Annotated in this window: 22 protein-coding genes and 3 pseudogenes; 15 read left to right on the top strand and 10 right to left on the bottom strand. The window is 67.1% G+C overall.

The window, feature by feature from the left end:
• Positions 1-12: 12 nt before the first annotated feature.
• Positions 13-996, bottom strand: coding sequence for a 2-dehydropantoate 2-reductase (locus tag DW355_RS03035; protein ID WP_131277890.1), 984 nt, complete (start codon positions 994-996; stop codon positions 13-15).
• Positions 997-1,046: 50 nt separating this feature from the next.
• Here DW355_RS03035 and radA point away from each other — a divergent pair, with 50 nt between their 5' ends.
• From radA to DW355_RS02995, 8 genes and pseudogenes are all read left to right on the top strand, one after another.
• Positions 1,047-2,528, top strand: coding sequence for a DNA repair protein RadA (radA, locus tag DW355_RS03030; RefSeq protein WP_131277889.1), 1,482 nt, complete (start codon positions 1,047-1,049; stop codon positions 2,526-2,528).
• A 127-nt stretch (positions 2,529-2,655) separates the two neighbouring features.
• Positions 2,656-2,946, top strand: a complete 291-nt coding sequence (locus DW355_RS03025) for a FeoA family protein (protein WP_131277888.1) — start codon at positions 2,656-2,658, stop codon at positions 2,944-2,946.
• Positions 2,943-4,787 (top strand): ferrous iron transporter B, encoded by a 1,845-nt coding sequence (gene feoB / locus DW355_RS03020; protein ID WP_131277887.1) that lies wholly within the window; start codon positions 2,943-2,945, stop codon positions 4,785-4,787. Before DW355_RS03025 ends, feoB begins: the two co-directional genes overlap by 4 nt.
• 15 nt (positions 4,788-4,802) lie before the next feature.
• Entirely contained in the window at positions 4,803-5,084 is a 282-nt protein-coding gene (locus DW355_RS03015; RefSeq protein WP_131277886.1) for a DUF6587 family protein, read from the top strand.
• Entirely contained in the window at positions 5,081-5,914 is an 834-nt protein-coding gene (locus DW355_RS03010) for an aldo/keto reductase (RefSeq protein ID WP_131277885.1), read from the top strand. Before DW355_RS03015 ends, DW355_RS03010 begins: the two co-directional genes overlap by 4 nt.
• 39 nt (positions 5,915-5,953) lie before the next feature.
• Positions 5,954-6,393, top strand: a pseudogene (locus DW355_RS03005) (glycerate kinase).
• An 85-nt stretch (positions 6,394-6,478) separates the two neighbouring features.
• Complete coding sequence (locus tag DW355_RS03000) at positions 6,479-7,417, top strand: branched-chain amino acid transaminase (RefSeq protein WP_131277884.1); 939 nt, start codon at positions 6,479-6,481, stop codon at positions 7,415-7,417.
• Positions 7,418-7,495: 78 nt separating this feature from the next.
• The gene (locus tag DW355_RS02995) at positions 7,496-7,702 is read left to right on the top strand and encodes a zinc-finger domain-containing protein (RefSeq protein WP_131277883.1); all 207 of its coding nucleotides are present in this window, start codon (positions 7,496-7,498) and stop codon (positions 7,700-7,702) included.
• Positions 7,703-8,025: 323 nt separating this feature from the next.
• Here DW355_RS02995 and DW355_RS02990 read toward each other — a convergent pair whose 3' ends face one another.
• The 4 genes and pseudogenes from DW355_RS02990 to DW355_RS02975 all read right to left on the bottom strand — a co-directional run bounded on the left by DW355_RS02990 (position 8,026) and on the right by DW355_RS02975 (position 11,708).
• On the bottom strand, positions 8,026-9,009 hold the full coding sequence (locus DW355_RS02990; RefSeq protein ID WP_431733208.1) for a sensor histidine kinase: 984 nt from the start codon (positions 9,007-9,009) through the stop codon (positions 8,026-8,028).
• Positions 9,010-9,040: 31 nt separating this feature from the next.
• Positions 9,041-9,478, bottom strand: a complete 438-nt coding sequence (locus DW355_RS02985; RefSeq protein WP_131277882.1) for a hypothetical protein — start codon at positions 9,476-9,478, stop codon at positions 9,041-9,043.
• Positions 9,479-9,490: 12 nt separating this feature from the next.
• The gene (locus DW355_RS02980) at positions 9,491-10,258 is read right to left on the bottom strand and encodes a response regulator transcription factor (RefSeq protein ID WP_131277881.1); all 768 of its coding nucleotides are present in this window, start codon (positions 10,256-10,258) and stop codon (positions 9,491-9,493) included.
• Positions 10,259-10,323: 65 nt separating this feature from the next.
• Positions 10,324-11,708: pseudogene (locus DW355_RS02975) on the bottom strand (AmpG family muropeptide MFS transporter).
• Positions 11,709-11,814: 106 nt separating this feature from the next.
• Here DW355_RS02975 and DW355_RS02970 point away from each other — a divergent pair.
• Positions 11,815-12,654 (top strand): M48 family metallopeptidase, encoded by an 840-nt coding sequence (locus tag DW355_RS02970; RefSeq protein ID WP_131277880.1) that lies wholly within the window; start codon positions 11,815-11,817, stop codon positions 12,652-12,654.
• A 126-nt stretch (positions 12,655-12,780) separates the two neighbouring features.
• On the opposite strand, the gene DW355_RS02965 is transcribed toward DW355_RS02970, so the two are convergent.
• Together DW355_RS02965 and DW355_RS02960 are read right to left on the bottom strand one after the other, a co-directional pair.
• The gene (locus DW355_RS02965; protein ID WP_131277879.1) at positions 12,781-13,419 is read right to left on the bottom strand and encodes an MBL fold metallo-hydrolase; all 639 of its coding nucleotides are present in this window, start codon (positions 13,417-13,419) and stop codon (positions 12,781-12,783) included.
• 81 nt (positions 13,420-13,500) lie between these two features.
• Positions 13,501-15,723: a patatin-like phospholipase family protein gene (locus DW355_RS02960; RefSeq protein WP_242671283.1), complete on the bottom strand. Its 2,223-nt coding sequence runs from the start codon at positions 15,721-15,723 to the stop codon at positions 13,501-13,503.
• Positions 15,724-15,849: 126 nt separating this feature from the next.
• On the opposite strand from DW355_RS02960, the gene DW355_RS02955 reads away from it, so the two are divergent.
• Positions 15,850-17,175 carry a DUF3422 family protein gene (locus DW355_RS02955; protein ID WP_242671282.1) on the top strand — a complete coding sequence of 442 codons (1,326 nt, stop codon included), beginning with the start codon at positions 15,850-15,852 and terminating at the stop codon, positions 17,173-17,175.
• 63 nt (positions 17,176-17,238) lie between these two features.
• Here the strand turns inward: DW355_RS02955 and DW355_RS02950 are convergent, their stop codons facing one another.
• Positions 17,239-18,147: an alpha/beta fold hydrolase gene (locus tag DW355_RS02950; RefSeq protein ID WP_131277876.1), complete on the bottom strand. Its 909-nt coding sequence runs from the start codon at positions 18,145-18,147 to the stop codon at positions 17,239-17,241.
• A 92-nt stretch (positions 18,148-18,239) separates the two neighbouring features.
• Positions 18,240-18,362, bottom strand: a pseudogene (locus DW355_RS02945) (exodeoxyribonuclease III); the annotation flags it as partial.
• 229 nt (positions 18,363-18,591) lie between these two features.
• Here DW355_RS02945 and DW355_RS02940 point away from each other — a divergent pair.
• Positions 18,592-19,146 (top strand): ester cyclase, encoded by a 555-nt coding sequence (locus DW355_RS02940; protein ID WP_242671281.1) that lies wholly within the window; start codon positions 18,592-18,594, stop codon positions 19,144-19,146.
• A 57-nt stretch (positions 19,147-19,203) separates the two neighbouring features.
• Positions 19,204-19,665: a MarR family winged helix-turn-helix transcriptional regulator gene (locus tag DW355_RS02935; RefSeq protein ID WP_165493109.1), complete on the top strand. Its 462-nt coding sequence runs from the start codon at positions 19,204-19,206 to the stop codon at positions 19,663-19,665.
• A gap of 18 nt (positions 19,666-19,683) precedes the next feature.
• On the opposite strand, the gene DW355_RS02930 is transcribed toward DW355_RS02935, so the two are convergent.
• Positions 19,684-20,481 carry an exodeoxyribonuclease III gene (locus DW355_RS02930; RefSeq protein ID WP_131282225.1) on the bottom strand — a complete coding sequence of 266 codons (798 nt, stop codon included), beginning with the start codon at positions 20,479-20,481 and terminating at the stop codon, positions 19,684-19,686.
• A gap of 13 nt (positions 20,482-20,494) precedes the next feature.
• Between DW355_RS02930 and pyrE the strand changes: the two genes are divergently transcribed.
• The 3 genes from pyrE (at position 20,495) to DW355_RS02915 (ending at position 23,112) form a co-directional block, all read left to right on the top strand.
• The gene (gene pyrE, locus DW355_RS02925; protein ID WP_131277874.1) at positions 20,495-21,190 is read left to right on the top strand and encodes an orotate phosphoribosyltransferase; all 696 of its coding nucleotides are present in this window, start codon (positions 20,495-20,497) and stop codon (positions 21,188-21,190) included.
• A gap of 87 nt (positions 21,191-21,277) precedes the next feature.
• Positions 21,278-22,471: a sensor histidine kinase gene (locus DW355_RS02920; RefSeq protein WP_131277873.1), complete on the top strand. Its 1,194-nt coding sequence runs from the start codon at positions 21,278-21,280 to the stop codon at positions 22,469-22,471.
• A complete protein-coding gene (locus tag DW355_RS02915) occupies positions 22,468-23,112 on the top strand; it encodes a response regulator transcription factor (RefSeq protein WP_131277872.1) in 645 nt (214 codons plus the stop codon). Before DW355_RS02920 ends, DW355_RS02915 begins: the two co-directional genes overlap by 4 nt.
• The last annotated feature ends 47 nt before the right edge of the window (positions 23,113-23,159 follow it).

The following is a 23,159-nucleotide window of genomic DNA, read 5'->3' as shown; positions in this document are numbered from 1 at the left end:
GTCTGGCTGGCCTCAATAGAGACCGTGGGTGCGCGCGTGCAACCGTGCCAGGCCGAGCAAGGCGTCCGTCGAGGGCGTGGGGACGCCGGTTAACTGTCCCAACTCGCGCACGGCGGCGACCAGTGCGTCCAGCTCCACGGGACGGCCCGCTTCCACGTCCTGCAGCATCGAGGTCTTGAAGGCACCGAGCCTGCGCGTGATGGCATGCCGATCCTGTGGGCTTTCGGCGACGGAGATGCCGATGCGCGCGCCGATCTCCTTGGCCTCCAGCATCACCGCGGTGGTGAAACCCCGCACCAGATCGTCCTCCATGATGCGGTCGGTCGTTGCCCCGGTGAGCGCGCTGATCGGGTTGACCGTCATATTGCCCCAGAGCTTGTACCAGACGTCTTTCTGGATTTGCGGCGAGACAGGCGCTTCGAAGCCTGCCCGGGTGAGCAAGGCGGTCAGCGCCGTCAAGCGCGCGCTGTCGCCGCCGACCGGTTCGCCCAGGATCAGTTTGTTGCCCGCGTGGCGTCGCACGTGACCTGGGCCGTCGAGCGTGCAACTGGCGTGCACCACGCTGCCGATGACGCGGTCCGCCGGAATCGCCCTGGCGATCGCGCCCTCCGGGTCAATGGTGCGCAGCTGCGTGCCTTGCCAACGTTCGCCGAAACCGTGAAAGAACCACCAGGGTACGCCGTTCATCGCGGTCAGCACCACGGTGTGGGCCCCGAGCAGGGGCGCGATCTGGCGCGCCACCTCGGGCAGTGCGGGCGCCTTGACGGCGATGATCACCAGATCCTGTACGCCGAGCCGGGCCGGCTCGCTTTCGGCGCGCACGGCATGGGTGGTCGTGCTGTCGAGATGACTCAGGCGCAGGCCATCGCGGCGCAGTGCGTTCAGCGTCGCGCCGCGCGCGACGACGTTGAGCTCGCAGCCCGCTGCGGCCAGGCCCGTGCCGATCCATCCGCCGATGGCGCCAGCCCCATAAATACAGACGTTGCGGTATTCCATGGGGCATCATAGAACTGTGATTTCATACAGCTATCGGCTAAGATGGGCACATGGCAAAAGAAAAGACGGTCTACACCTGCGGCGAATGTGGCGGAAGCAGCAGCAAATGGCTGGGGCAGTGCCCGCACTGCAAGGCCTGGAACTCCCTGGTCGAAACCGTGGCCGAAACCGTCACGCCGACGAAAAACCGGTTTGCCGCGCTGGCGAGCACGGCCGAGGTGCAGGCCCTGGCCGACATCGAGGCGGCCGACGTGGAACGCACCCCCACGGGCCTGGACGAGCTGGACCGGGTGCTCGGGGGCGGCATCGTTGAGGGTGGCGTGGTGCTGATCGGTGGGGATCCGGGCATTGGCAAGTCAACCCTGCTGTTGCAGGCGCTGGATAACTTGCAGCGCGGGAGCATGGGCGTGTCGAGCGTGGCCGTGTCGTCCCAAGGCGACGAACACCCCGCTTCCAGGCAAGCGCAGGGCAAGCCTGAGCGCAGAGGCAGAGGGCCACACGCAGTGGGCGAACGGGGTGGGGTGCTCTATGTCACGGGCGAGGAAAGCGGCGCGCAAGTCGCCCTGCGGGCGCGGCGCCTGGGGCTCGAAGGCTCCCGCGTGCAGGTGCTGGCCGAAATCCAGCTCGAAAAAATCCTGGCCACGCTGGAGGTGCAACAGCCCGCGGTGGCTGTCATCGACTCCATCCAGACGGTCTATTCGGACCAGCTCACGTCGGCGCCCGGCTCCGTGGCTCAGGTGCGCGAGTGCGCGGCCCACCTGACCCGCGCCGCCAAGGCCAGCGGCACCAGCATCGTGCTGGTCGGTCACGTCACGAAAGAAGGGGCGCTGGCCGGTCCGCGCGTGCTCGAGCACATGGTGGACACGGTGCTCTATTTCGAAGGCGATACGCACAGCAGCTTTCGCTTGATTCGCGCCATCAAGAACCGTTTCGGCGCCGTCAACGAGATCGGCGTGTTCGCGATGACGGAAAAAGGCTTGAAGGGCGTGAGCAACCCCAGCGCGATTTTTCTGTCGCAACACGCGGAGCCCGTGCCTGGCAGCTGCGTGATGGTCACGCTGGAAGGCACGCGGCCCTTGTTGGTCGAAATCCAGGCCCTGGTCGACAGCGGTGGCCCCAGCCCGCGCCGCTTGTCCGTGGGGCTGGACCGCGACCGTCTGGCCATGCTGCTGGCCGTGCTGCACCGGCACGCGGGCGTGGCCTGCATGGACCAGGACGTGTTCGTCAACGCGGTTGGCGGCGTGCGGATCAGCGAACCGGCGGCCGACCTGGCGGTGCTGCTCTCCATCACCTCCAGCCTGCGCGGCAAGCCCTTGCCCAAGGGCTTCATTGCCTTCGGTGAAGTCGGCCTGGCCGGCGAGGTGCGGCCCGCGCCGCGCGGGCAGGAGCGGCTGAAGGAGGCCGCCAAGCTGGGCTTCAGCGTGGCGGTGGTGCCCAAGGCCAACGCGCCCAAGAAAGCCATCGAGGGGCTGACGATCTACCCGGTCGAACGGGTCGAGGAAGCGATCCAGGCCTTGCGCGGGCTGGATTGATCCAGCGCAAACCTCGTGTAAAGAGGCGCGTGGCCGGCGCACAGGCCAAGCGAGAGCCATTATCATTTGCAACAAGCATGTTCCTGATGGTTCGCCTTTTGCCCGCCCGACGACCTCGGGTTCCGTCATGTCTCTCGCTCCAAACCCTAGCCCAACCCGCCTGTCCGAGCTATCCCCCGGCACGCGCGGCACCGTCATCGGCCTGAACCCCACAGGGGTACCCGACCCGCAACTCCTGCGCCGCCTGAGTGAACTCGGCTTTCTGCCGGGCGAACCGGTGCAGCTGATGCGCCGTGGCCCAGGCGGCCGCGAGCCGCTGGCGGTGCAGGTGGGGGAGACTTTCTTCGCGCTGCGCCGGATCGAGGCGCAGTGTGTCGAGGTCAGCGTCGAAATCAACGCGCAAGGACGGACCGCATGAGCGCCGAAACGTTGCGCGTCGCCCTGGTCGGCAACCCCAATTGCGGCAAGACGGCGCTGTTCAACCTGCTCACCGGTGCGCGCCAGAAGGTGGCCAACTACGCGGGCGTGACCGTGGAGCGCAAGGTCGGCAGCACCACGTTGGCGAACGGTCGCACGGTGTCCGTCATCGACCTGCCCGGCGCCTACAGCCTGACGCCGTCCACGCCGGACGAGACCGTCATGCGCGAGATGGTGCTGGGCCAGCGTGCTGGCGAAGCTGCGCCGGACGTGCTGATCGCCGTGGTCGACGCCACCAACTTGGTCATGAACCTGCGTCTGGTTTTGGAGTTGCGCCGGCTTGGCCGGCCCATGATTGTCTCGGTCAACATGGCCGACGTGGCGCGCGCGCGTGGCCTGGCCATCGACATCAAGCGCCTGTCCGCCGAGCTGGGCGTGCCGGTGGTCGAGACCGTGGCGGTGCAGAGCCGTGGCCACGCGGCCTTGCTGGCCGAGCTGGAGCGGCAGGCCGAATGGCCCGTGCCCCGGCCGGTGGATGAGGCCATCAGCCTGCCGGACGTGCAGCGTGAAGTGCGCCGCATCCTGGCCGTCGCCGCGCCCGGTGCCACGCAGTTCAAGCGCTTCAACCACCGGCTTGACGCCATCGTGATGCACCCGGTGGGCGGGCTGGTCCTGCTGGCGGGCTTGCTCTTCCTGATGTTCCAGGCCGTGTTTTCCTGGGCCAGCGTGCCCATGGACGCGATCAACGAGGCCATGGCCTGGGCGGGCGAGGCGCTCAGCGCCCACATGGCCGACGGGCCCTTGCGCAGTCTGCTGGTTGACGGTGTGATTGCGGGCGTGGGGGGCGTGCTGGTCTTCCTGCCGCAGATCCTGATCCTCTTCCTGTTCATCCTGGTGTTGGAAGACTCGGGCTACCTGCCGCGAGCGGCCTTCCTGCTGGACACGCTGATGGGCAAGGTGGGGCTGTCCGGTCGGGCTTTCATTCCCTTGCTGTCGAGTTTCGCCTGCGCCATCCCCGGCATCATGGCCACGCGCACCATCCCGAACTGGCGCGACCGTCTGGCCACCATCATGGTTGCCCCCCTGATGACCTGCTCGGCGCGGCTGCCGGTGTATGCGCTGCTGATCGGTGCTTTCGTGCCGCAGCGCACGGTGGGGGGCGTCAACCTGCAGGGACTGACGCTGTTCGTGCTCTACCTGGCCGGCGTGCTCTCGGCCATGGCCGTGGCTTGGCTGCTCAAGCGCGTCTGGATGAAGAGCAGCTACCAGCCGCTGATGCTGGAGCTGCCGCCCTACCGCCTGCCGAAGCTGCGCAATCTGGCGCTTGGCCTGTGGGAGCGCGCGCGCATCTTCCTTCGTCGCGTGGGCACCATCATCTTCGCCCTGACCGTGGTGATCTGGTTCCTGTCCAGCTTCCCCGGTCCGCCGCAAGGCGCCACCGGTCCGGCCATTCAGTACAGCCTGGCCGGGTATCTGGGGCGCGCGTTGGAGGTGGTGTTCGCGCCCATCGGCTTCAACTGGCAAATTTCGATCGCCCTGGTGCCGGGCCTGGCCGCGCGCGAGGTCGCCGTCGGTGCCCTGGGCACGGTGTACGCGCTGTCGTCCACGGGCGAGGTGGCCGATGCGCTGGCGCCGGTGATCGCCCAGACCTGGTCCATGGCCACGGCCTATGCCTTGCTGGCCTGGTTCGTCTTCGCGCCGCAATGCATGTCCACCTTCGCCGTGGTGCGGCGCGAGACCAATGCCTGGCGTTACCCACTGATCATGGCCGCCTACCTGTTCGCGCTGGCCTATGTCGCGGCGTTCCTGACCTACCGCATCGCCCTCTGGCTGGGCGCCTGAACCCCGGGAGTCCTCATGCAGAACATCGTGGTGGCACTGATCGTGATGGCTTGCTTCGTCTACGCCGTTCAGACGCTGATGCCGAATGTGCCGCGCCGCGCGCTGGCGCGCTGGCTGGCACTGTGGCCGCATTGGCCGGCGTTTCTGGCACGGCGGCTGCAGCGCGCCGCGCGCGAGCCCGTGGCGGGTTGCGGCTGCGACAGCTGCGATCGGCCGACCAAACTGGGCAAGGCAAAGGAAGCGAACGGGGCTGCCGTTTCGCCCCAGCCCATCCACATCCAGCGCCGTCGCCCATGAGTACCGTGCGCCTGCCCTCCGGCGAACAGGTGGCCGCGCTCGGCCAGGGCACCTGGTACATGGGTGAGGACCGTCATGCCCGCAAGGCCGAGGTCGCGGCCCTGCACGCGGGGCTGGACCTGGGCCTGAGCCTGATCGACACCGCCGAGATGTACGCCGAGGGCGGGGCCGAGGAGGTGGTGGGCGAGGCCCTGGTCGGGCGGCGCGCCCAGGCCTTCCTGGTCAGCAAGGTCTATCCGCACAACGCCTCACGCCCGGGGGTTGTCGCGGCCTGCGAGCGCAGCCTCAAACGCCTGCGCACCGACCACATCGATTTGTATTTGCTGCATTGGCGCGGGGCGTTTCCGCTGGCCGATACCGTGGCGGCGTTCGAAGCCTTGCAAGGCGCTGGCAAGATCCGCCATTGGGGCGTGAGCAACCTGGACCTGGACGACATGCGCGAACTGGTGTCCGCGCCGGGTGGCACCGCCTGCGCCGCCAACCAGTTGCTCTACAACCTGGGGCGGCGCGGCATCGAGTGGGACCTGCAACCTTGGTTGCGCGAGCGTGGCATGCCGGTGATGGCGTACTCGCCCATCGAGCAGGCCCGGTTGCTGCGCCATCCCGGTCTGCGCGACTTCGCCCTGCGCCAGGGCTGCACCCCGGCCCAGGCCGCGCTGGCCTGGCTGTTGGGGCAGGAAGGGGTGATCGCGATCCCCAAGAGCGCCAGCGCCGCGCACTTGCGCGAGAACGCGGCCGCGCGCGAGCTTCGGCTCAGCCCGGCGCAGCGCGCCGAACTGGACCGGCTTTTCCCGCCGCCCACGCGGGCCATGCCGCTGGAGATGCTCTGAAGTGCCGAGCGGGCTCTGAGACAATCGCGCCCCATGAAGATTCACTTGCGCAAGATCCTGGTGGCGCTCGGCCTGGCCGTGTTGTTCGTGGGGGGCACCGTGCCTGGGGTTGGGGTGGCGTGGCCCTGGTGGCCGGCGGTGTCGTGATGTGGCTGCTGCTGCACTTCAACCGTTTCATGACCGTGATGCGCCGCGCCAGCGAGCGGCCGCTGGGTTACGTGGACAGCGCCGTGATGCTCAATGCGAAGTTGCGGCCTCGGGTCTCGCTGTTGCACGTCATGGCCCTCACCCGCGCCTTGGGCGAATTGCGTTCAATCGAGGGTCAGCAACCCGAGGTTTACCGCTGGACGGACCCGGGCGGTTCCTGGGTCGAGGCGGAATTTGTTCAGGGCCAACTGGCGCGCTGGACGATGTGGCGGCCGCAGCCCGAGGATGGCGGCGCGGGCGAAGCCCAAGCCGATGTTCCGGTCGCCTCGTAAAATGGCCGGCTCGCGCCTTTTTTGCTTGCCTTGAATGTGTCGGGGCAGGGCGTCTTGATGCAGTGCATAGCAGAGGAAAAGTTTCATGAGTTCCCTACCGACCTCGATGGCCGACCGTGACGGAAAAATCTGGTTCGACGGCAAGCTGGTGGAATGGCGCGATGCCAAGATCCACGTCCTGACCCACACCCTGCATTACGGCTGCGGCGCCTTTGAGGGCGTGCGCGCCTACAACACGGTCAACGGAACGGCCATCTTCCGCCTGCAGGAACACACCGAGCGCCTGCTCAACAGCGCCAAGATCCTGCGCATGAACGTGCCCTTCACGGCCGAGCAGATCAACGAAGCCCAGAAGGACGTGGTGCGCGCCAACAAGCTGCAGAGCTGCTACATCCGCCCGCTGGTCTGGATCGGCGACAAGAAGCTGGGCGTTAGCCCGAAGGGCAACACCATCCACCTGATGGTCGCCGCCTGGGAATGGGGCGCCTACCTGGGCGAGGAAGGCCTCAAGCGCGGCATCCGCGTCAAGACCAGCAGCTATGCGCGCCACCACGTCAACATCACCATGACGCAGGCCAAGGCCGTCAGCAACTACAGCAACTCCATCCTCGCCAACATGGAAGCGACGGAAGACGGCTATGACGAGGCCCTGCTGCTTGACACTGCCGGTTTCGTGGCTGAGGGCGCGGGCGAGAACATCTTTGTCATCAAGGGCGGTGTGATCTACACGCCCGACTTGTCGGCGGGCGCGCTCAACGGCATCACGCGCAACACCGTGCTGCACATCGCCAAGGACCTGGGCCTCGACGTGGTGCAAAAGCGCATCACGCGCGACGAGGTTTACATCGCAGACGAGGCCTTCTTCACGGGCACGGCCGCGGAAGTCACGCCCATCCGCGAACTGGACCGCGTGCAGATCGGTGCCGGCGCCCGCGGCCCGGTGACCGAAAAGATCCAGAGCGCCTTCTTCGACATCGTGAACGGCCGCAACGCCAAGTACGCGCACTGGCTGAGCAAGGTTTGAAGGTGGGAAGCGGCGCGAACGAACCGTCGACGCGCCGCGCCCCCACGAGACCCCGGACAAGACACAAGGTGAGACACCATGAGCAAGCCCATCGTTGAACTGCTGGCCAAGGACCTGAACGCCCACGGCGGGGTGTACTGCCCTAGCCCCAAGGCCGACATGACGTTGTGGAACAGCCACCCCAAGGTCTACCTGGACGTGGCCCATACCGGCGAGGCCAGGTGCCCCTACTGCGGCACGGTCTATCGGCTCAAGGCCGGTGAACACGTGATTGCGCACCACTGAGGTCGATGGCAGCGCCATCGCGGCGCTGCATTGACGTTTCCCGCACGTTTTCTTCGGCCCGAAAAAAAGCCGCTCTTGCGAGCGGCTTGTAAAGTCCTCGGAAGGACGTCGTTGGGAGTGCCTATTTTCCCGGTCTTGTAATAAATGAACTATCCCCCGATGGGGGGAAGATGATGGGCCGGCCATCCGAGCTGACAAGTGCCTGGCTCTGGATGCGTATGCTGACCGTGCGTTTGGCGCTGCCGTGGCTCACCAACGGATGTGCGAAGGGGACCAAGCCACGGGCTGGGCCTGAGCCCGACAGGCCGATCGCGGATCGTGCCTCAGGCGAGGCTTGTGCTCGCGCTGGGTGTTGTTTCTGCCCGCAGGGGCAGGCGCAGTACAAAGCAGGCCCCCCGCGCCGAGGGCGTCTCGCTGGTCTGGCCCCCCGCGCCAGTGCCCTGGCGACTCTGCGCAGTGGAGGACGCGGGCGCGTCCTCACAGTGCACGCTGCCCCCGTGGCGCTGGGCTATGGTGCGCACCAGCGCCAGTCCCAGGCCCACGCCGCCTTCGCGTTCGGACGCGCCCGGCAGGCGGAAAAAGGGTTCGAAGATTCTTTCCCGCAGCGCGACCGGAACCCCCGGCCCCTGATCGCAGACGCGCAGCTCGACCATCGGCGTACGGCTTGGCGCTGACGTGCCGGTGCTTGCGGCGCCGACTCCCGCTTCCGTCACTTTCAGCGTGAGGGTCACCAGCCCCGCGCCGTGGCGGCGGGCGTTTTCCAGCAGATTGCGCACCGCGCGGCGCAGCAGGCGGGGTTGCCCCACAACATCGTCCAGCAGGCGCAGGCTGCGTGCGTCGCAGGGCGGGTCCAGCTCAGCGTCCGTGCGCGCGCATTCCTCCGCCGCCAGGCCTAGGAGGTCAATCGGCTCCAGCGGTCCCAGGGCGTCGGGGCTGCCGTCCAGCCGGCTGGCCAGCAGGATTTCGTCGATCAGCTGGTCCAGCTCGCGGATGTTGCGCGCGATCTCGTCGTAGGCGGCCGGATTGGGTTGGGCCTGCGAGGTGGGGCTGGCGGGCTTCTGCAGCAGTTCCAGGCTCATGCGTATGCGCGCCAGTGGCGAACGCAGTTCGTGCGAGGCATTCGCCAGCAAGGTCTTGTGCGCCACCAGCAAGGCCTGCACGCGCGAGGCGGCCACGTTGAAGCGCTGGGCCAGAAAAGCCACCTCGTCCTGGCCGTCTTCGGGCAGGCGCCGCGCCAGGTCGCCTTCACCCCAGCGCTCCACGCCTTGTTGCAAGGTTTCGATGCGCAGCGTGAGCTGGCGTACCACCGGCCAGGCCCCAGCGCCACGGCTGCGGCGATCAGCACCAGCAGGATGAGCAGGCCGGGCAGGCTGTAAGGGGGCTCCCACCAGGCAGGAGGGGGCGGGATGAGCATGTCCCCGCGCGGGGGGCGGGCAACCAGATGTGCAGGATCTGCCCGTCACGCATCGGGACTTCGAAGCTCAGGCCGGGACCGAAGCCGGCGCCGTGGGACGGACGCGGTGGCGTGCGTGACGGGCGCAGCGTCAGCGCGCGGCCCAGCACCTCGCCCTCGGCGTTGCGCAGCACGATCTCCCGTCCGGGACGCTGGGCGCGGTCGCTCTCGCGCGCGCGTTCAGCCTGAACTCGTTCGATGTGGGTGATCCAGGCGAAGATCAGGGTCAGCACGCCGATGGCGCCGACCACGGCCAGCCACAGGCGCAGGTAGAGGCGATGGAACGGCGCGATCTTCATGGCCGACGGGGCAGGCCTGGGCACGGAGCAGTGTCCTCAATCCTGCTGGCGAGCGAAAACATAACCCACGCCGCGCACGGTCAGGATGCGCTTGGGTGTCTTGGGGTCGACCTCGATGGCCGCGCGGATGCGGCCCATGTGGACGTCGATGGAGCGGTCGAAAGCTTCCAGTTCACGGCCGCGCACCGCTTCCATGATCTGTTCGCGCGTCAGCACCCGGCCAGCGCGTTCGGCCAGCGTCACCAGCAGGTCGAACTGGTAGGACGTGAGCTCGCAGCTACGGCCTTGCACGGTGACCGTGCGGGCGTCGCGGTCGATGGTCAGCGAGCCGAAATGCAAGGGAGGATTACTCGTGGCGTGTTCGTCGGTCGCCGAGGTGAGGGAGGTATGAGCGTGCCGGCGCAGCAGTGCCCGAACGCGGGCCAACAGTTCGCGGGGTTCGAAGGGCTTGGCCAGGTAGTCATCCGCCCCGATCTCCAGGCCGATGACGCGGTCCATCGGGTCGCCCTTGGCCGTGAGCATGAGGATGGGGGTATGCGCGGTGGCGCCGGGCAATGCGCGGATGCGGCGGCAGATGTCCAGCCCGTCCATGTCGGGCAGCATCAAGTCCAGCACCACGAGTTGGGGCGCTTGATCGGCCGCCTGCTGCGGCGTGCCCAGCTTGGCCAGCCCGGCCGCGCCGGTGCCCGCGTGCTGCACGGCGAAGCCGGAGGGAGCCAGGTAGTCGCGCACCATCGCCGCCAGCCGGGCGTCGTCCTCGATCATCAGCAGGGGCGTGGGGCTCATGGCGGCGAGTGTATCCATCCCCGCAATGGTGCAGGCCGGGCATGAGTCCGGCTTGTCGTGGCCGTAAAGAAAGGTAAAGGGGATCAGCCTTTGCGCCGTGTCCGCGCCGCCAACGCCACCAGCACCAGTACCGGCACCCCCAGCAGCGCGGTGCTGGTGAAGAAGGCGCTGTAGCCCCAGGCGTCGACGAACTCACCGGAGAATCCCGCGACAAATTTGGGTGCGAGCGCGTACATGGAACTGAACAGCGCGTACTGGGTGGCCGAGTAGGTGACGTTGGTCAGGCCGGACAGGTAGGCGATGAAGGCTGCCGAGGCCAGGCCCGAGGCCAGGTTGTCCGCCGAGATGACGTAGATCAGCGCCGTCACGTCGTGGCCGCGCGTGCCCAGCCAGGCGAAGAGCAGGTTGGTGGCGGCGCTGAGCGCCGCGCCCAGCATCAGCACGCGCATCACGCCCAGGCGCAGGGCCAGCGCCCCCCCGCGAAGGAGCCGGCCAACGTCATCAGCAGGCCGTAAACCTTGGTGACGGTCGCGACTTCGTCCTTGCTGTAGCCCATGTCCACGTAGAAGGGGTTGGCCATGATGCCCATCACCACGTCGCTGACACGGTAGATGGCGATGAGCGCCAAGATCAGCACGGCTTGCCAGCGGTAGCGGCGCACGAAGTCCAGGAAGGGCTCGACGATGGCCTCGCGCAGCCAGGCCATGGGGCCGGGCGCGACGGGGGCCTTCCCCGCGGCGAGTGGGATGGCGGGCGCCAGCAGCACGGTGAGCATGCCGGGCAGCATGCTGGCCGCCATCACGAGGTAGGCCGTGGTCCAGGCCGCGTTCTGGTAGTTGAGGGTCGAGGCGAGCGGCGGCGCCCCAAGGACCTGCGTCACGACTTCGGCCCGTGCCGCGAGCCACAGCACGCCGGCGCCGGCCCAGATCATGGCCAGTCGGTAACCGGCCTGGTAGGCCGCCGCGAGCGCGGCCTGGCGTTCGGTGCTGGCGGATTCGATGCGGTAGGCGTCCAGGGCGATGTCCTGCGTGGCTGAGGCGAAGGCCACCAGCACGGCAAAACCCGCGACCGCCTGTAGGCCTTGGCGCGGGTCGGCCAGGGCCATGCCGATCAGGCCACCCGCCACGCCCAGCTGGGCCAGCAGCAGCCAGCTGCGGCGCTGGCCCAGCCAGCGGGCCAGGCCCGGCAAGGGCAGGCGGTCCACCAGCGGGGACCAGACCCATTTGAATCCATAGGCCAGGCCGATCCAGCTCAGGTAGCCGATGGTGGCGCGGTCGATGCCCGCCTCGCGCAGGCGAAAGCTCAGCGTGCCCAGCACCAGCAGCAGGGGGAGGCCGGCGGCGAAACCCAGTGCCAGCATGCGCAGGGTGGCGGGCTCCAGATAGATGCGCCAGGCGGCGAGCCAGCCCGGTTTGTCGGATGCGTCGGGGTGCGCGGCGGCCGGATGCTCGGAAGGGGGCGTAGACATGCGGGGAATCATACGTGCGGGAACCGCGCGGCGAGCGCCTGACTCCATGGGCCTATCGATGGGAGACTTTCCATGCAAGCCGTCCTTGCGGCATCATTCGGACACCATGAAGAGACGCAATTTCACCCTGATGTGGACGGCGCTGCTGCTTGCGGCGGTGTTCTCCACGAGCCTCGCTCGTGCCGAAGACCAAAAGCTCGGCGTGGACGTGGGCAAGACCTCGGCCTTCACCAAGCTCGCGCCCGCCGAGGACGTTGAGAAGCTGGCGCTGACCCAGTACCAGCAGCAGCTGGATGAGGCGCGCAAGAAGAACGCGCTGGCATCCAACGACGACCCGCAACTGCAGCGCCTGCGTGTCATCGCGGACCAGATCATTCCCCATGCCCTCAGCTGGAACCCGCGGGCCAAGAACTGGAAATGGGAAATCAATCTGATCGTCAGCAAGCAGGTCAATGCCTATTGCATGCCCGGCGGCAAGATCGCCTTCTACACCGGCATCCTGGAGCAGCTCAAGCTCACCGATGACGAAGTGGCCATGGTCATGGGCCATGAGATCGCGCACGCCTTGCGCGAACATGCGCGCGAGCGCATGGGCAAGAGCCAGGTCACCAACGGTCTGGCGCGGGTTGGCGGCGTGGTCGTTTCCGCCTTGTGGGGCATTGACCCGAACCTGACCGATTCCGTGGCGCGCGGTGGCGCCAACCTGCTGACCTTGAGCTTCAGTCGGGACGATGAAAGCGAAGCCGATCTGGTCGGCATGGAGCTGGCCGCGCGTGCGGGATACGACCCGCGCGCCGGGGTGACGCTGTGGCGCAAGATGAGCAGCGCCAGCAAGGGCGCGCCACCGCAGTGGATGTCCACCCACCCCTCGGGCAAGACGCGCATCAAGGAAATCGAAAAGAACCTGCCGCGTGTCGAGCCGCTGTACGAGCAAGCGAAAAAGTAAGCCCCCCTGAGGCGCTACGCGCCTTCCTCCCTGAACGCCAACCTGCGGTGGCAGGGGGGAACGCACTCAGCGGCTAAGGCAAAGCCAGCTCCGCGAGTGCCTTGGTCGGGATCCCTTCAAGCGAAGTTACGTCCCACCCACGAAGGGGTTGGTCTCGCGTTCCTGGCCGAAGGTGCTTTCAGGTCCGTGGCCGGGAATGAACACCGTGTCGTCGCCCAGGGGCCAGAGTCGTTCGGTGATGCTTCGAATCAGGTCGCCGTGGTTGCCCCGCGGGAAGTCGGTGCGGCCGATGGACCCCGCGAACAGCACGTCGCCGACGAAGGCGCGGTGCGCTTCGGGTGAGTGAAAGACCACGTGGCCCGGGGTGTGGCCGGGGCAGTGACGCACGTTCAGTGTGCAGTGGCCGATTTGCACCGTGTCGCCGTCGTGCAGCCAGCGCGTGGGCACGAAGGGTTCACCCGCTGGCATGCCGAAGCGACGGCCTTGCTCGGCCAGGCCATCGATCCAGAACTGATCGTCGGGGTGCGGACCGATGATGGGCAGGTCCAGTGCGCGGGCCAGCTCCGCCGCCGCGCCCGCGTGGTCCAGATGGGCGTGCGTGATCCAGATGGCCTTGAGCGTCACGCCCGCGCGGCTGGCCGCGGTGGTGATGCGGGGCAGGTCGCCGCCGGGGTCGATGACGGCGCCCTCCATCGTCTCGTCGCACCAGACGACGGAGCAATTCTGCTGGAAGGCAGTCACGGGGACGGTCAGGTACTGGAGCATGGTGGGCGGCGAGAGGGTCGAAGCGGGGGAGGTGGAGCGGCGCTGGCCAGCGATGCTATCCAAAATCGGACCCTGCCGGGCTCAGGGCGGGCCCAGGAAGAGGTAGACCGCGTTGGAGCCGCTGGTGGCGTGGCCGACCCCAAAGTACAAAGGGCCGACCGGCGTGTCCACCGCGAGGAAGAGGGCGTTGCTGCGCAGCGTGCCCTGGTGCCTGGACTCCTCGACCACTTCGCGGACGCGGCCAGCCTCGACGGACAGCCCCAACTCCATGCCCTGCAACAGGCTCGGGCCGGTCAGCCGGTAGGCATAGACCAGGCGGCCCATCTGGGCACGCGTACCCAGCAGTTCACCCGTCTGGTAACCCGACATGCGCAGAAAACCGCCCAGCGATGCCAGCTCGTGCTCGGGCAGGTCGCCGTCGCCGCCGGCGCGAGTGCTGAAGTAGGCCGCGCGCAGGATGTGGTCGTCCAGTGTCATCGCGCCGCGCCAGGCCAGGTCCAGCTTGTCGTAGCGTTGATCGGCGCCGTAGGCGGGCAGCGAGTCGAAATACCGCAGGTCCAGTGCCGTGCCGTGGTGCGGGAAGCTCAGGCTGTCCAGCGTGTCCGTGCGCAAGACCAGTTCCAGGCCGCCGGTGTCGACCGAAGGCAGCTCCAGATCACCCAGTTCGGCGCTGGTGTCCTTGCTCAGTTGCACCCGGCCGCGCATCAGGCCGGCGCGCAGCTCGGCCGCATGGCCCAGGGCCAGCCCCGGTTGCAGGCGTGCCGTGGTCTCGTCGCGGCGAAAGCGTGCCACCCGTTGGCCTTCGGCAAAGATATCGAAGGGTTCGCGCCGGGTCTCGGCCTGGGCACTGATGAAGACGCTGCGCTCTACGTCCAGGGGCTGGAACCATTCGGTGCTCAGCCGGTCCGTGCGTCCGGTCTGCAGCTCATTGCGCCATTCGGCGCCCAGCGTGTTGAGCCAGGTGTGGCGGTGCGCCAGCAGCAGGTTGAAGTAGGCATTGCCCGAGAAATCGCTGGACAGGCCCAGGCCCACGCGCAGGTAACTGGGGCCCCAGGATTTTTCCGTGGTTTGCACGGTCACGGCTTGCCCGCCGTCAGGCAGGTTGGCGAGCGTGTAGCTCACGCTCTCGAAGTCTCCGGTGGCATAGATGCGGCGCAGGTCAGCGTCCAGCTGGCTGGCGTCGAAGCCCTGACCGGGCTGCAAACGCAGCATGGCTCGCACCGCCTCCGGGTTGACCACCTGGGTACCGGTGATGGTCACGCTGTCGACCCGGGCCCGCTCGGGACGGGGTGCCAGCCGCTGCCGTTCCCAGCGCGCGTAGCCGTCCTCGTCGAGGTGGTGGCGTTGCAGTTGTACCGCCGCGGCACGCGCGGCGCGCTCGCCGGCCTGCGACGCTTCGAGCAGGCGGTCGAAATCGGCGGTGCCGATCGTGCCCAGATCCGGGCTGATCAGCACGTCGTCGGGGCCAAGTTCGTTCAGTGATTCGTGCACGTTCTGCGCCGTCACGATGCGCATCATCTGTTCGGTGACGCCCACCAGCGAGCGAATCTGCTCACGCGCGTGCAGGGGTGTGCCGATGTTGACCGCGATCACGACCTTGGCGCCCAGGGCACGGGCCACGTCGACCGGCAGGTTGCGGCTGGCGCCGCCGTCCACGAGCAGGCGCCCGTTGATCTCCACCGGGTTGACGATGGCTGGCAAGGCCATGCTGGCGCGCACGGCGGAGGCCAGGCTGCCGTGGTCCAGCACCACCATCTCGCCCGTGCCCAGATCGGTGGCCACCGCGCGAAAGGGAATGGGCAGGCGGTCGAAGTCGGCGCTGCTCTGGCGCGAGGTCAATTGGCGCAGCACGGCTTCCAGCGCCACCCCGGACACCGCGCCCTTGGGCAGGGTGATGCCGCTGGTACTCAGGCCCATTTCCGGGCCGATGTAGTTGTAGCGGCCTTCGGCCTTGCTGCGCAGGGGCAAGTCACTGCGCTGCACGTCGCGGAACAGCAGGGCGGTAGTGAGGGGGCGCAGATTGGCTTCCAGCGCGCCGAGCGGCATGCCACTGGCGTAAGCCGCGCCGATGATGGCGCCCGCGCTGGTGCCGACAATGCAGTCCACCGGCACGCGCAGCGCTTGCAGCACCTTGAGCACGCCCAGATGCGCGCCCCCGCGCGCGCCGCCGCCCGAAAGCACGAGGCAGACGCGTGGCCGCTCGCTGGGCGCGACCAGCGTCGGTACAACGGCTGCAGCCGGTAGGTTCGGTGGCAACCCCGTCGCCTGTGACGAGGGCCAGGCCAGCAGGAGGGTGACAAGCACGGCCGATGCCGGGCCCGCGCGGTTTCGCCGGCCCCATCGCCATGCGCCTTTCAATTTGTACGCCCGGGAATGTGCATGCCGGAATTTTGTCCGGAAATTCCCTGGCGAAACGGCACAATGACAGGCATGAGTGCCGCCAATTCCCGGCTCCTGCCGCTGGACGACGACCTGCGTGCCGTGCTGCACAACGAGGTGCATGCCCGCCCGTCCGCGCGCATCCGCCTGCCTGCCCTGGTCATATACGTCGCCGTCCTCAACGCGGGCGTGAGCCGTGAGCAGGAATGCGCGCACCTGCGGCGGCTGCCGGGCCAGCAGGGGCTGACGCTCGATGCCTTGCACGCCAACTTCCTGCGCCTGCGTTTCGAGGGTTACACCGTCAAGTGGGAACGGCACACCGAATACACGCGGTATTCCCTCGTGCAGCCCTTGCCCGCGCATGCCGCCCTGGGCGTGGCCGATCCCGATGTGTCCTCGGGCCTCGTGCTGCCGCCGAACTGGTTGCGTGACATCCCTGGGCGGGTCTTCGCCGCCATCGAGCTGGCCATGGTGCACGGTGATCTGAGCACCCCCGAAGTCACCATGGCCCAGGCGCGCCGCTGGTTTGGAGAGCGGGTGGTGGTGGCTTCCATCATGGGCAACCAGGGCCATTCCTGGGCCGTGACCGACTTCCATCTGCGCGAGAGTGGTTTCGAGCGTTTTCTCGTGATCGCTCCGCCCGCCACGACCGAGACCCGTGCCGGTCGCATTTCCCAACGCCTGCTGGAACTGGAAACCTACCGCCTGATGGCCTTGCGCGGCCTGCCCGTGGCCAAGGACCTGGGCACCATGCTGGGCGAGGCCGAAGCCGCACTGGCGGGCATCACGGCCCGGCTGGAGAACAAATCTGCCTCGGAGCAGGAACTGCTGGACACCCTGATCGGCCTGGCCGCGCGCATCGAGCGCGCCATGGCCGAGCACGACTACCGCTTCGCAGCCACCCGCGCCTATGCGGCCATCGTGGACCAGCGGCTCGAAGAGCTGCGCGAGCAGCCTGTGTCTGGCACCCAGACCGTGGGCGAGTTCCTGCAGCGTCGCCTCTCGCCCGCCATGGCGACCGTGACGGCCACCGCGCAGCGGCTGTCGTCCTTGTCCGCGCGGGTGGCACGCGCCAGCGCCCTGCTGCGCACGCGGGTGGACATCGCCACCGAGGCGCAAAACCAGCAACTGCTGGAAAAGCTCACGCGCGGGCAGGAACTGCAGCTGCGCCTGCAGACCACGGTGGAAGGTCTGTCGATCGCGGCGATCTCTTATTACGTGGTCAGCCTGCTGGTCTACGGCGTCAAGGCCCTGAAGGCGACGGGCCTGCACGTGGATGTGGAAATCGCCACCGGTGCGCTGATCCCCTTCGTGATCTGGGGCGTGTGGCGCGTCACGCGGCGCATCCACCAGAAGCTGAAGGCAGGCGGCGCCTAGCCCGTTGGGTGGCGTGTGGGGTGAACGTCCCGCAGCCGATCGGTGAGCCCGTGACCTAAGTCGCTAAGCCGCGAGAAAACGCTGCAGCGCTTGAATGACCCGCCCGGGTTGTTCGTGCACGATCCAATGCGTGGCATCGGGCACCCGTTCCAGCGTGAGTTGCGGGATGTAGTCTTCCAAGCCCTCGATGAGCTCGGGCGGCAGGGCGGTGTCGCCCAGACCCCACAGCACCAGGGTGGGCACGGTGATGGTCAACATCTCGCGCGGCAGCTCGATTTGGCTGGCGGCCGCGTCGTCTGGCCGGGGCGGGCGCAAGGGCGAGGCCCGGTAGTAGTTGAGGCCGCCGGTGAGTCCCTGGTCCCAGACGGCGCGGTAGCGCTTTTTCAAGTCCTCGGTCAGCCAGCCGTAGCCCTCGGCCCCCGCACCCAGGTTCAGGAAAAAGTCCCAGAGGCGGCGGTAATCGTCCTCGGCCAGCAAAGTTTCCGCATCGGGTCGGTTCAGGAAATTCATGTAGGCGCTGGCGGCCTGCTGTTTCGGGTTGTTTTGCAGCTCCCGCAGAAAGGTGCCCGGATGCGGCGAGTTGACGATGGCCAGGCGGCGCATCAACGCAGGCTGCTGGTTGGTCAGGTTCCAGGCCACGGCACCGCCCCAGTCGTGTGCGACCAGACAGGCCAAGGCCTGGCCAGGGGATTCGATGGCGATCAGCGCCGCGATGTCCTGCACCAGATGCTTGGCGCGGTAGGCGGCGGGCTCGGACGGCGCGCTCGACTGTTCATAGCCGCGCAGATTGGGGGCGACGCAGCGGAAGCCGCCGTTTTCAGGTCGGGCGAAATGTTCCAGCAACTCGTCCCAGACGAAGGCGGCTTCCGGAAATCCGTGCAGGAAGAGCAGCACCGGTCGGCCGGGGGTGCCCGAGGCGCGGCAGCTCAGGTGAATGCCATGGGGCAGGGCTTGTAGCCAGGTCTCGATCATGGGCGCTCTCCGCAGGATGGTCCGCGGGGATGTTAGTCCCCGGTCCCGCGGCCGTCCGTCCCGCAGTGGACAAGAGGTGCGCCTTTTTCTTGTCAGATCGTCAGGTCGTACCTGACCGACAGCGGCGCGTGGTCGCTGAACTTCTCGTCCTTGTAGACGCCGGTCTGGCGCGCCAGCGCCGCCAGGGCCGGCGTGGCCAGGTGGTAGTCGATGCGGCAAAAGGCCGACATTGAACCGCTGCCAGCCGCAGTCTCGACGGCGCATCCGCATCCGAGTGTATGCAGCCAGTCCTCGCCGCCTTCCGCCCGGGCAGTCATAGCCAGGGCGCACTTCATCAGATTCGCCCGATTTATGCAGTATGACTGTATATAGTTCGGTGCGTGATCAGAGCCATACGAAATCCAGACGATCCACGCGCCATTTCCTGCTCAGAGGGAAGAAGCCATGCACAAACGATCCCCCGTTCACGGATCCGCTGCGTTTGTCGCAGCAAGCGACTGCCAGCCTGCCGGCTCCTTTGCGGCCGCTGCCGCATCAACCCAGGCTGGCGCGACTGCTAGCGGTATCAATAAATTGAAAGGCCCCATGGAAGCAGACGCACTCAAAACCGTCGTACGACGTTTCAACAAGGAAGTCATCGAGGATGGCTGTCGCGCGTCCTTTCAGGAACTGATGGATGACTCCTTCGTCAACCGCTCCGCTCCTGCCGGAGCACCCAGCGGGCCCGAGAGCCTGTGGAACACCTTTGAGAATGTGCTTCGCCCGGCGCTGAGCGGACTTAAGGTGGAAATCCACGATCAGCTCTGCGAAGGAGACAAAGTGACGACCCGAAAGAGCATCACAGGCACGCACACCGGCTCCCTTATGGGCATTGCGGCGACTGGCAAGCCGGTGTCCATCGACGTGATTGATATCGTTCGCGTGCACGCAGGTAGGTACGTCGAGCATTGGGGCATCAATACGCTTCCGGCGGTTCTGGCTCAGTTGCGAGCAGGGTGAAGCGAGGCTTGCGCGAGTTCGCAACTTGCAATCCTGTCGGAAGAGGAGAGAGACAAATTGGCAAACCAGAATCAGGCGGTCAGAGCCGCTTCAGAGGTCGCAGTCCTGGCTGACGACCTCCGCGACGTCATTGGCAAGTTTGTGAGGTCTGTGAGGGGCAAGGCCGGGACACCTTCGGACGCACATGGGGAAACGCTGGCTTTCCTGGAGCGCGCAGGCCCCGTAAGCATTGCGGCCCTTGCAGACGCTCGAGGAGTGAAGCACCAGAGCATGCGGCTTGTGACGGCCCGACTGGAAGCTGAGGGTCTGATTGATCTCCTGTCCGACCCCAAGGACAAGCGCGGCTATCTCATTCATCTCACGAAAGCAGGGTTGCAGGAGACGGCTGCAGCCCGGAGGGCAAGGGCGCAGTGGATCGCTGAGGCCTTGGCGACCACCTTAAGCGTGGACGAGATGAAGATCCTCCGTCAGGCTGTTCCGCTGCTGAAAAAAATAGCTGATCTTCCCCAAGGTGGATAGCCCCAGGCGCTACGTGCCCTATAAATCCAGGTCGTACCTGACCGACAGCGGCGCGTGGTCGCTGAACTTCTCGTGCTTGTAGACGCCGGTCTGGCGCGCCAGCGCCGCCAGGGCCGGCGTGGCCAAGTGGTAGTCGATGCGCCAGCCCACGTTCTTGGCATAGGCCTGGCCGCGGTTGCTCCACCAGGTGTAGGCGGTCTCAGTGGCCTCGGGTTCGAGCGTGCGGTAGACATCGACCAGGCCGCCCTGGCCAGGGTCCAGCAGCTTGGTCATCCAGGCGCGTTCCTCGGGCAGGAAGCCGCTGTTCTTGAGGTTGCCCTTCCAGTTCTTCAGGTCCATCTCCTTGTGCGCGATGTTCACGTCGCCACAGAGGATGAACTCACGTTGGCCGCGCAGCGTCTGCAGGTGCGTCCACATCTCGTCGAGGAAGCGGAACTTGGCTTCCTGTCGTTCTTCGCCCGAGGAGCCGCTGGGGAAGTAGCAGCTGATCAGCGAGAGCTTGCGTTGGGGCGTGTCGAAGCGCAGCTCCACCCAGCGGCCCTCGGCGTCGAACTCGGGCGAGCCGTAGCCGATGAGCACATCGCTGGGCGCGTGCTGGGTGTAGACGGCCACGCCCGAATAGCCTTTCTTCTCGGCGTAGTGGAAGTGGCCCTGCAGGCCGGCGAGCAGCTCGAATTTGCCTGCCACGTCCGGCGCCTGGGCCTTGACTTCCTGCACGCAAATACAATCCGGACGCGTCTTTTCAAGCCAGGCCTCGAGCCCCTTGCTGGTGGCGGAACGGATGCCGTTGAGGTTGAGACTGACCAGATTGAACAAGGATGTTGTTGCCATGGCGGGTGAAGAAAAGAAAGAAGCGTTGGCCCAGGAGTTCGTGGCTTTCGCGGTGGAATGCGGTGTGCTGCGCTTTGGCGAATTCAAGACCAAAGCGGGGCGACTCTCGCCCTACTTCTTCAACGCGGGCCTGTTCGACGACGGGGCCAAGCTGGGCCGGCTGGCGGAATTCTATGCGGGCGCGTTGCTGACCGAAATGCGCGATTCCGGGCTGGAATTTGACATGATCTTCGGCCCCGCCTACAAGGGCATTCCGCTGGGCGCGGCGGTGGCGGTGGAGCTGGCGCGGCGTGGTCACAATCGGCCCTTCGCCTACAACCGCAAGGAAGCCAAGGACCATGGCGAAGGCGGTTCCCTGGTCGGCGCGCCACTCAAGGGCCGGGTGCTGATCGTGGACGACGTGATGTCGGCCGGCACGGCGGTGCGCGAATCGATCGCCTTGATCGAGGCCGCGGGCGCCCAGGCCCACGCGGTCGTGATCGCGCTGGACCGCCAGGAGATGGCAACCGAGAACGGCGCCGACGTGCCTTACAGCGCCGTGCAGTACGTGCGTGATCGCCTGGGCATGCGGGTGGCCACCATCGCCCGTCTGGAAGACCTGCTGCGCTACCTGGAGCGCCAGGGTGCCGGGGCCTCCGGCGCGGACCACGCGCGCGTGCTGGCCTACCGCCAGCGTTACGGCGTCGCCCAGTAGTGGCCGCGGGCGGTCCAGGTCCGGGTTCGAGCGATGGCCAGCGGCATGGCGCTTGCTACCTTGCTACGAGACCCTGCCAACACCGCCATGTCCTCCCGGCTTGAACCCCCCGCGCTGCACGAAGGCCAGTCCCTGGCCCATCCGCTGTGGCGCGACCGCCTGGCCCTGCTGCTCGAATCGACGGGCGAGGGCATGTTCGGCGTCAACCTCGCGGGGCGCTGCATCTTCATCAACGCGGCGGGTGCGCGCATGCTGGGCTACGAGCCGGTCGAGGTGATCGGCCGCAACATGCACGAGCTGATCCACCACACACGCCAGGATGGCCAGCCTTATCCCGAGCGCGACTGCCCGATCTTCAATGCCTTTCGCCAGGGCCAGTCCTGCCGCATCGACAACGAAGTGCTCTGGCGGCGCGACGGCACGAGCTTCCCTGCCGAGTACACCTCGCACCCGGTGGTCGACAACGGCATGGTGCTGGGCGCCATGGCGACCATCGTGGACATCACGCCGCGCAAGCAAGCGGCCGACACCCTGCGCCGCGCCAAGGAGGAACTGGAGCTGCGTGTCGAGGAGCGCACGCGCGAACTGTCGGACGCGCTGTCGCAGATGCGCAAGCTCTCGGCCTGGCTGGATTCGGCGCGCGAGGACGAGCGCACCCGCATCGCGCGCGAAGTCCACGACGAGCTGGGCAGCCTGTTGGTCGCGCTCAAGATGGACGTGAACTGGGTGGCCAAGCGCCTGGGTGAAGCTCCGGCACCCGAGGAGGCCGGCGCCCAGCGCGAGCGTCTGCGCTGCAAGTGCCACAACATGAGTCGCCTGATCGAGAACGCCGTGGAGAACGTCGGGCGCATCATCACCGACCTGCGCCCCAGCATCCTGGACCATCAGGGCCTGTGGGCCGCGCTGGAATGGCAGGCGCAGGAATTCGTGCAATCGGCCGAGCTGGAACTGGGCTGGCACATGGACGTGCAGGCGGGCGTGGAGTTGCCCGAGCCGGCGGCGATGGCGGTGTTCCGCATCTTCCAGGAGATGCTGAGCAATGTGGGTCGCCATGCCCAGGCCCGCGCCGTCGCCATCCGCATCGAGGCCGATGCGCGCCAGTTGCACCTGAGCGTGCGTGACGACGGGCGGGGTGCCGCACCCGAGGCCTTCGAGGCCGCCACGGCCTATGGGGTGATGGGCATGCGCGAGCGCGCGCGGCATTTCGGCGGACAGATGTCCATCCTCAGTCTGCCCGGCCGTGGCACGACGTTTGCGCTGTTGATGCCGGTGACCCCATGAGCGAGCCCCTGCGCATCCTGATCGGCGACGACCACCGCATCGTGCGCGAGGGCTTGAAGCAGATCCTGTCCGACGACCCGGACCTGCGGGTGGTGGCCGAGGCCGCCACCGGCCCGGAGGTGTTGGAACAGGTGCAAGCCCTGCACGAGCATCTGGACCTGGTGCTGCTCGACATTGCCCTGCCAGACCGCGACGGGCTGGACGTGCTGCAGCAGTTGCGCGCCGCGCACCCACGCCTGCCTGCGCTCATGCTCAGCACCTACCCGGAGCGGCAGTACGCCGCGCGCTGCATCAAGCTGGGCGCGGCCGGCTATCTGAACAAGAGCGCCGATCCGGATGTCATGCTGGCTGCCGTGCGCAAGGCCGCGGCCGGCGGTGTCTTCGTCACGCCCGCCGCGGCGGAGGCCCTGGCCGGCGCGGTGGCGGGGCGGGGTGGCGCGGAGACGCTGTCCCATCGCGAGCACCAGGTCTTTCGCCTGCTCATCCAGGGGCGCAGCGTGAGCGAGATTGGTGCGCAACTCGGCCTCGCGCCCAACACGGTCAGCACCTACCGGGCACGTATCCTGGAGAAGACCGGCACCAAGAACGATGTGGAACTGGCGCTCTACGCCGAGCGCGATACCACCTCACGAAATTTGTAGGGCCAACCCTACAAGGCGGCGAGAAATCATCGGCGACTTTGCGACTA

It is taken from the genome of Hylemonella gracilis, from assembly GCF_004328645.1.
Classification (GTDB): domain Bacteria; phylum Pseudomonadota; class Gammaproteobacteria; order Burkholderiales; family Burkholderiaceae_C; genus Hylemonella; species Hylemonella gracilis_B.
The sequence above is the reverse complement of the archived record's forward strand: the minus strand, read 5'-3'. Positions and strand labels throughout refer to the sequence as shown.

What these genes read in the sequence shown, in the direction of transcription:
- DW355_RS03035 (WP_131277890.1), bottom strand. Translation starts at nt 996, where the DNA reads ATGGAATACCGCAACGTCTGTATTTATGGGGCTGGCGCCATCGGCGGA.
- radA (WP_131277889.1), top strand. Translation starts at nt 1,047, where the DNA reads ATGGCAAAAGAAAAGACGGTCTACACCTGCGGCGAATGTGGCGGAAGC.
- DW355_RS03025 (WP_131277888.1), top strand. Translation starts at nt 2,656, where the DNA reads ATGTCTCTCGCTCCAAACCCTAGCCCAACCCGCCTGTCCGAGCTATCC.
- feoB (WP_131277887.1), top strand. Translation starts at nt 2,943, where the DNA reads ATGAGCGCCGAAACGTTGCGCGTCGCCCTGGTCGGCAACCCCAATTGC.
- DW355_RS03015 (WP_131277886.1), top strand. Translation starts at nt 4,803, where the DNA reads ATGCAGAACATCGTGGTGGCACTGATCGTGATGGCTTGCTTCGTCTAC.
- DW355_RS03010 (WP_131277885.1), top strand. Translation starts at nt 5,081, where the DNA reads ATGAGTACCGTGCGCCTGCCCTCCGGCGAACAGGTGGCCGCGCTCGGC.
- DW355_RS03000 (WP_131277884.1), top strand. Translation starts at nt 6,479, where the DNA reads ATGAGTTCCCTACCGACCTCGATGGCCGACCGTGACGGAAAAATCTGG.
- DW355_RS02995 (WP_131277883.1), top strand. Translation starts at nt 7,496, where the DNA reads ATGAGCAAGCCCATCGTTGAACTGCTGGCCAAGGACCTGAACGCCCAC.
- DW355_RS02980 (WP_131277881.1), bottom strand. Translation starts at nt 10,258, where the DNA reads ATGGATACACTCGCCGCCATGAGCCCCACGCCCCTGCTGATGATCGAG.
- DW355_RS02970 (WP_131277880.1), top strand. Translation starts at nt 11,815, where the DNA reads ATGAAGAGACGCAATTTCACCCTGATGTGGACGGCGCTGCTGCTTGCG.
- DW355_RS02965 (WP_131277879.1), bottom strand. Translation starts at nt 13,419, where the DNA reads ATGCTCCAGTACCTGACCGTCCCCGTGACTGCCTTCCAGCAGAATTGC.
- DW355_RS02955 (WP_242671282.1), top strand. Translation starts at nt 15,850, where the DNA reads ATGAGTGCCGCCAATTCCCGGCTCCTGCCGCTGGACGACGACCTGCGT.
- DW355_RS02950 (WP_131277876.1), bottom strand. Translation starts at nt 18,147, where the DNA reads ATGATCGAGACCTGGCTACAAGCCCTGCCCCATGGCATTCACCTGAGC.
- DW355_RS02940 (WP_242671281.1), top strand. Translation starts at nt 18,592, where the DNA reads ATGCACAAACGATCCCCCGTTCACGGATCCGCTGCGTTTGTCGCAGCA.
- pyrE (WP_131277874.1), top strand. Translation starts at nt 20,495, where the DNA reads ATGGCGGGTGAAGAAAAGAAAGAAGCGTTGGCCCAGGAGTTCGTGGCT.
- DW355_RS02920 (WP_131277873.1), top strand. Translation starts at nt 21,278, where the DNA reads ATGTCCTCCCGGCTTGAACCCCCCGCGCTGCACGAAGGCCAGTCCCTG.
- DW355_RS02915 (WP_131277872.1), top strand. Translation starts at nt 22,468, where the DNA reads ATGAGCGAGCCCCTGCGCATCCTGATCGGCGACGACCACCGCATCGTG.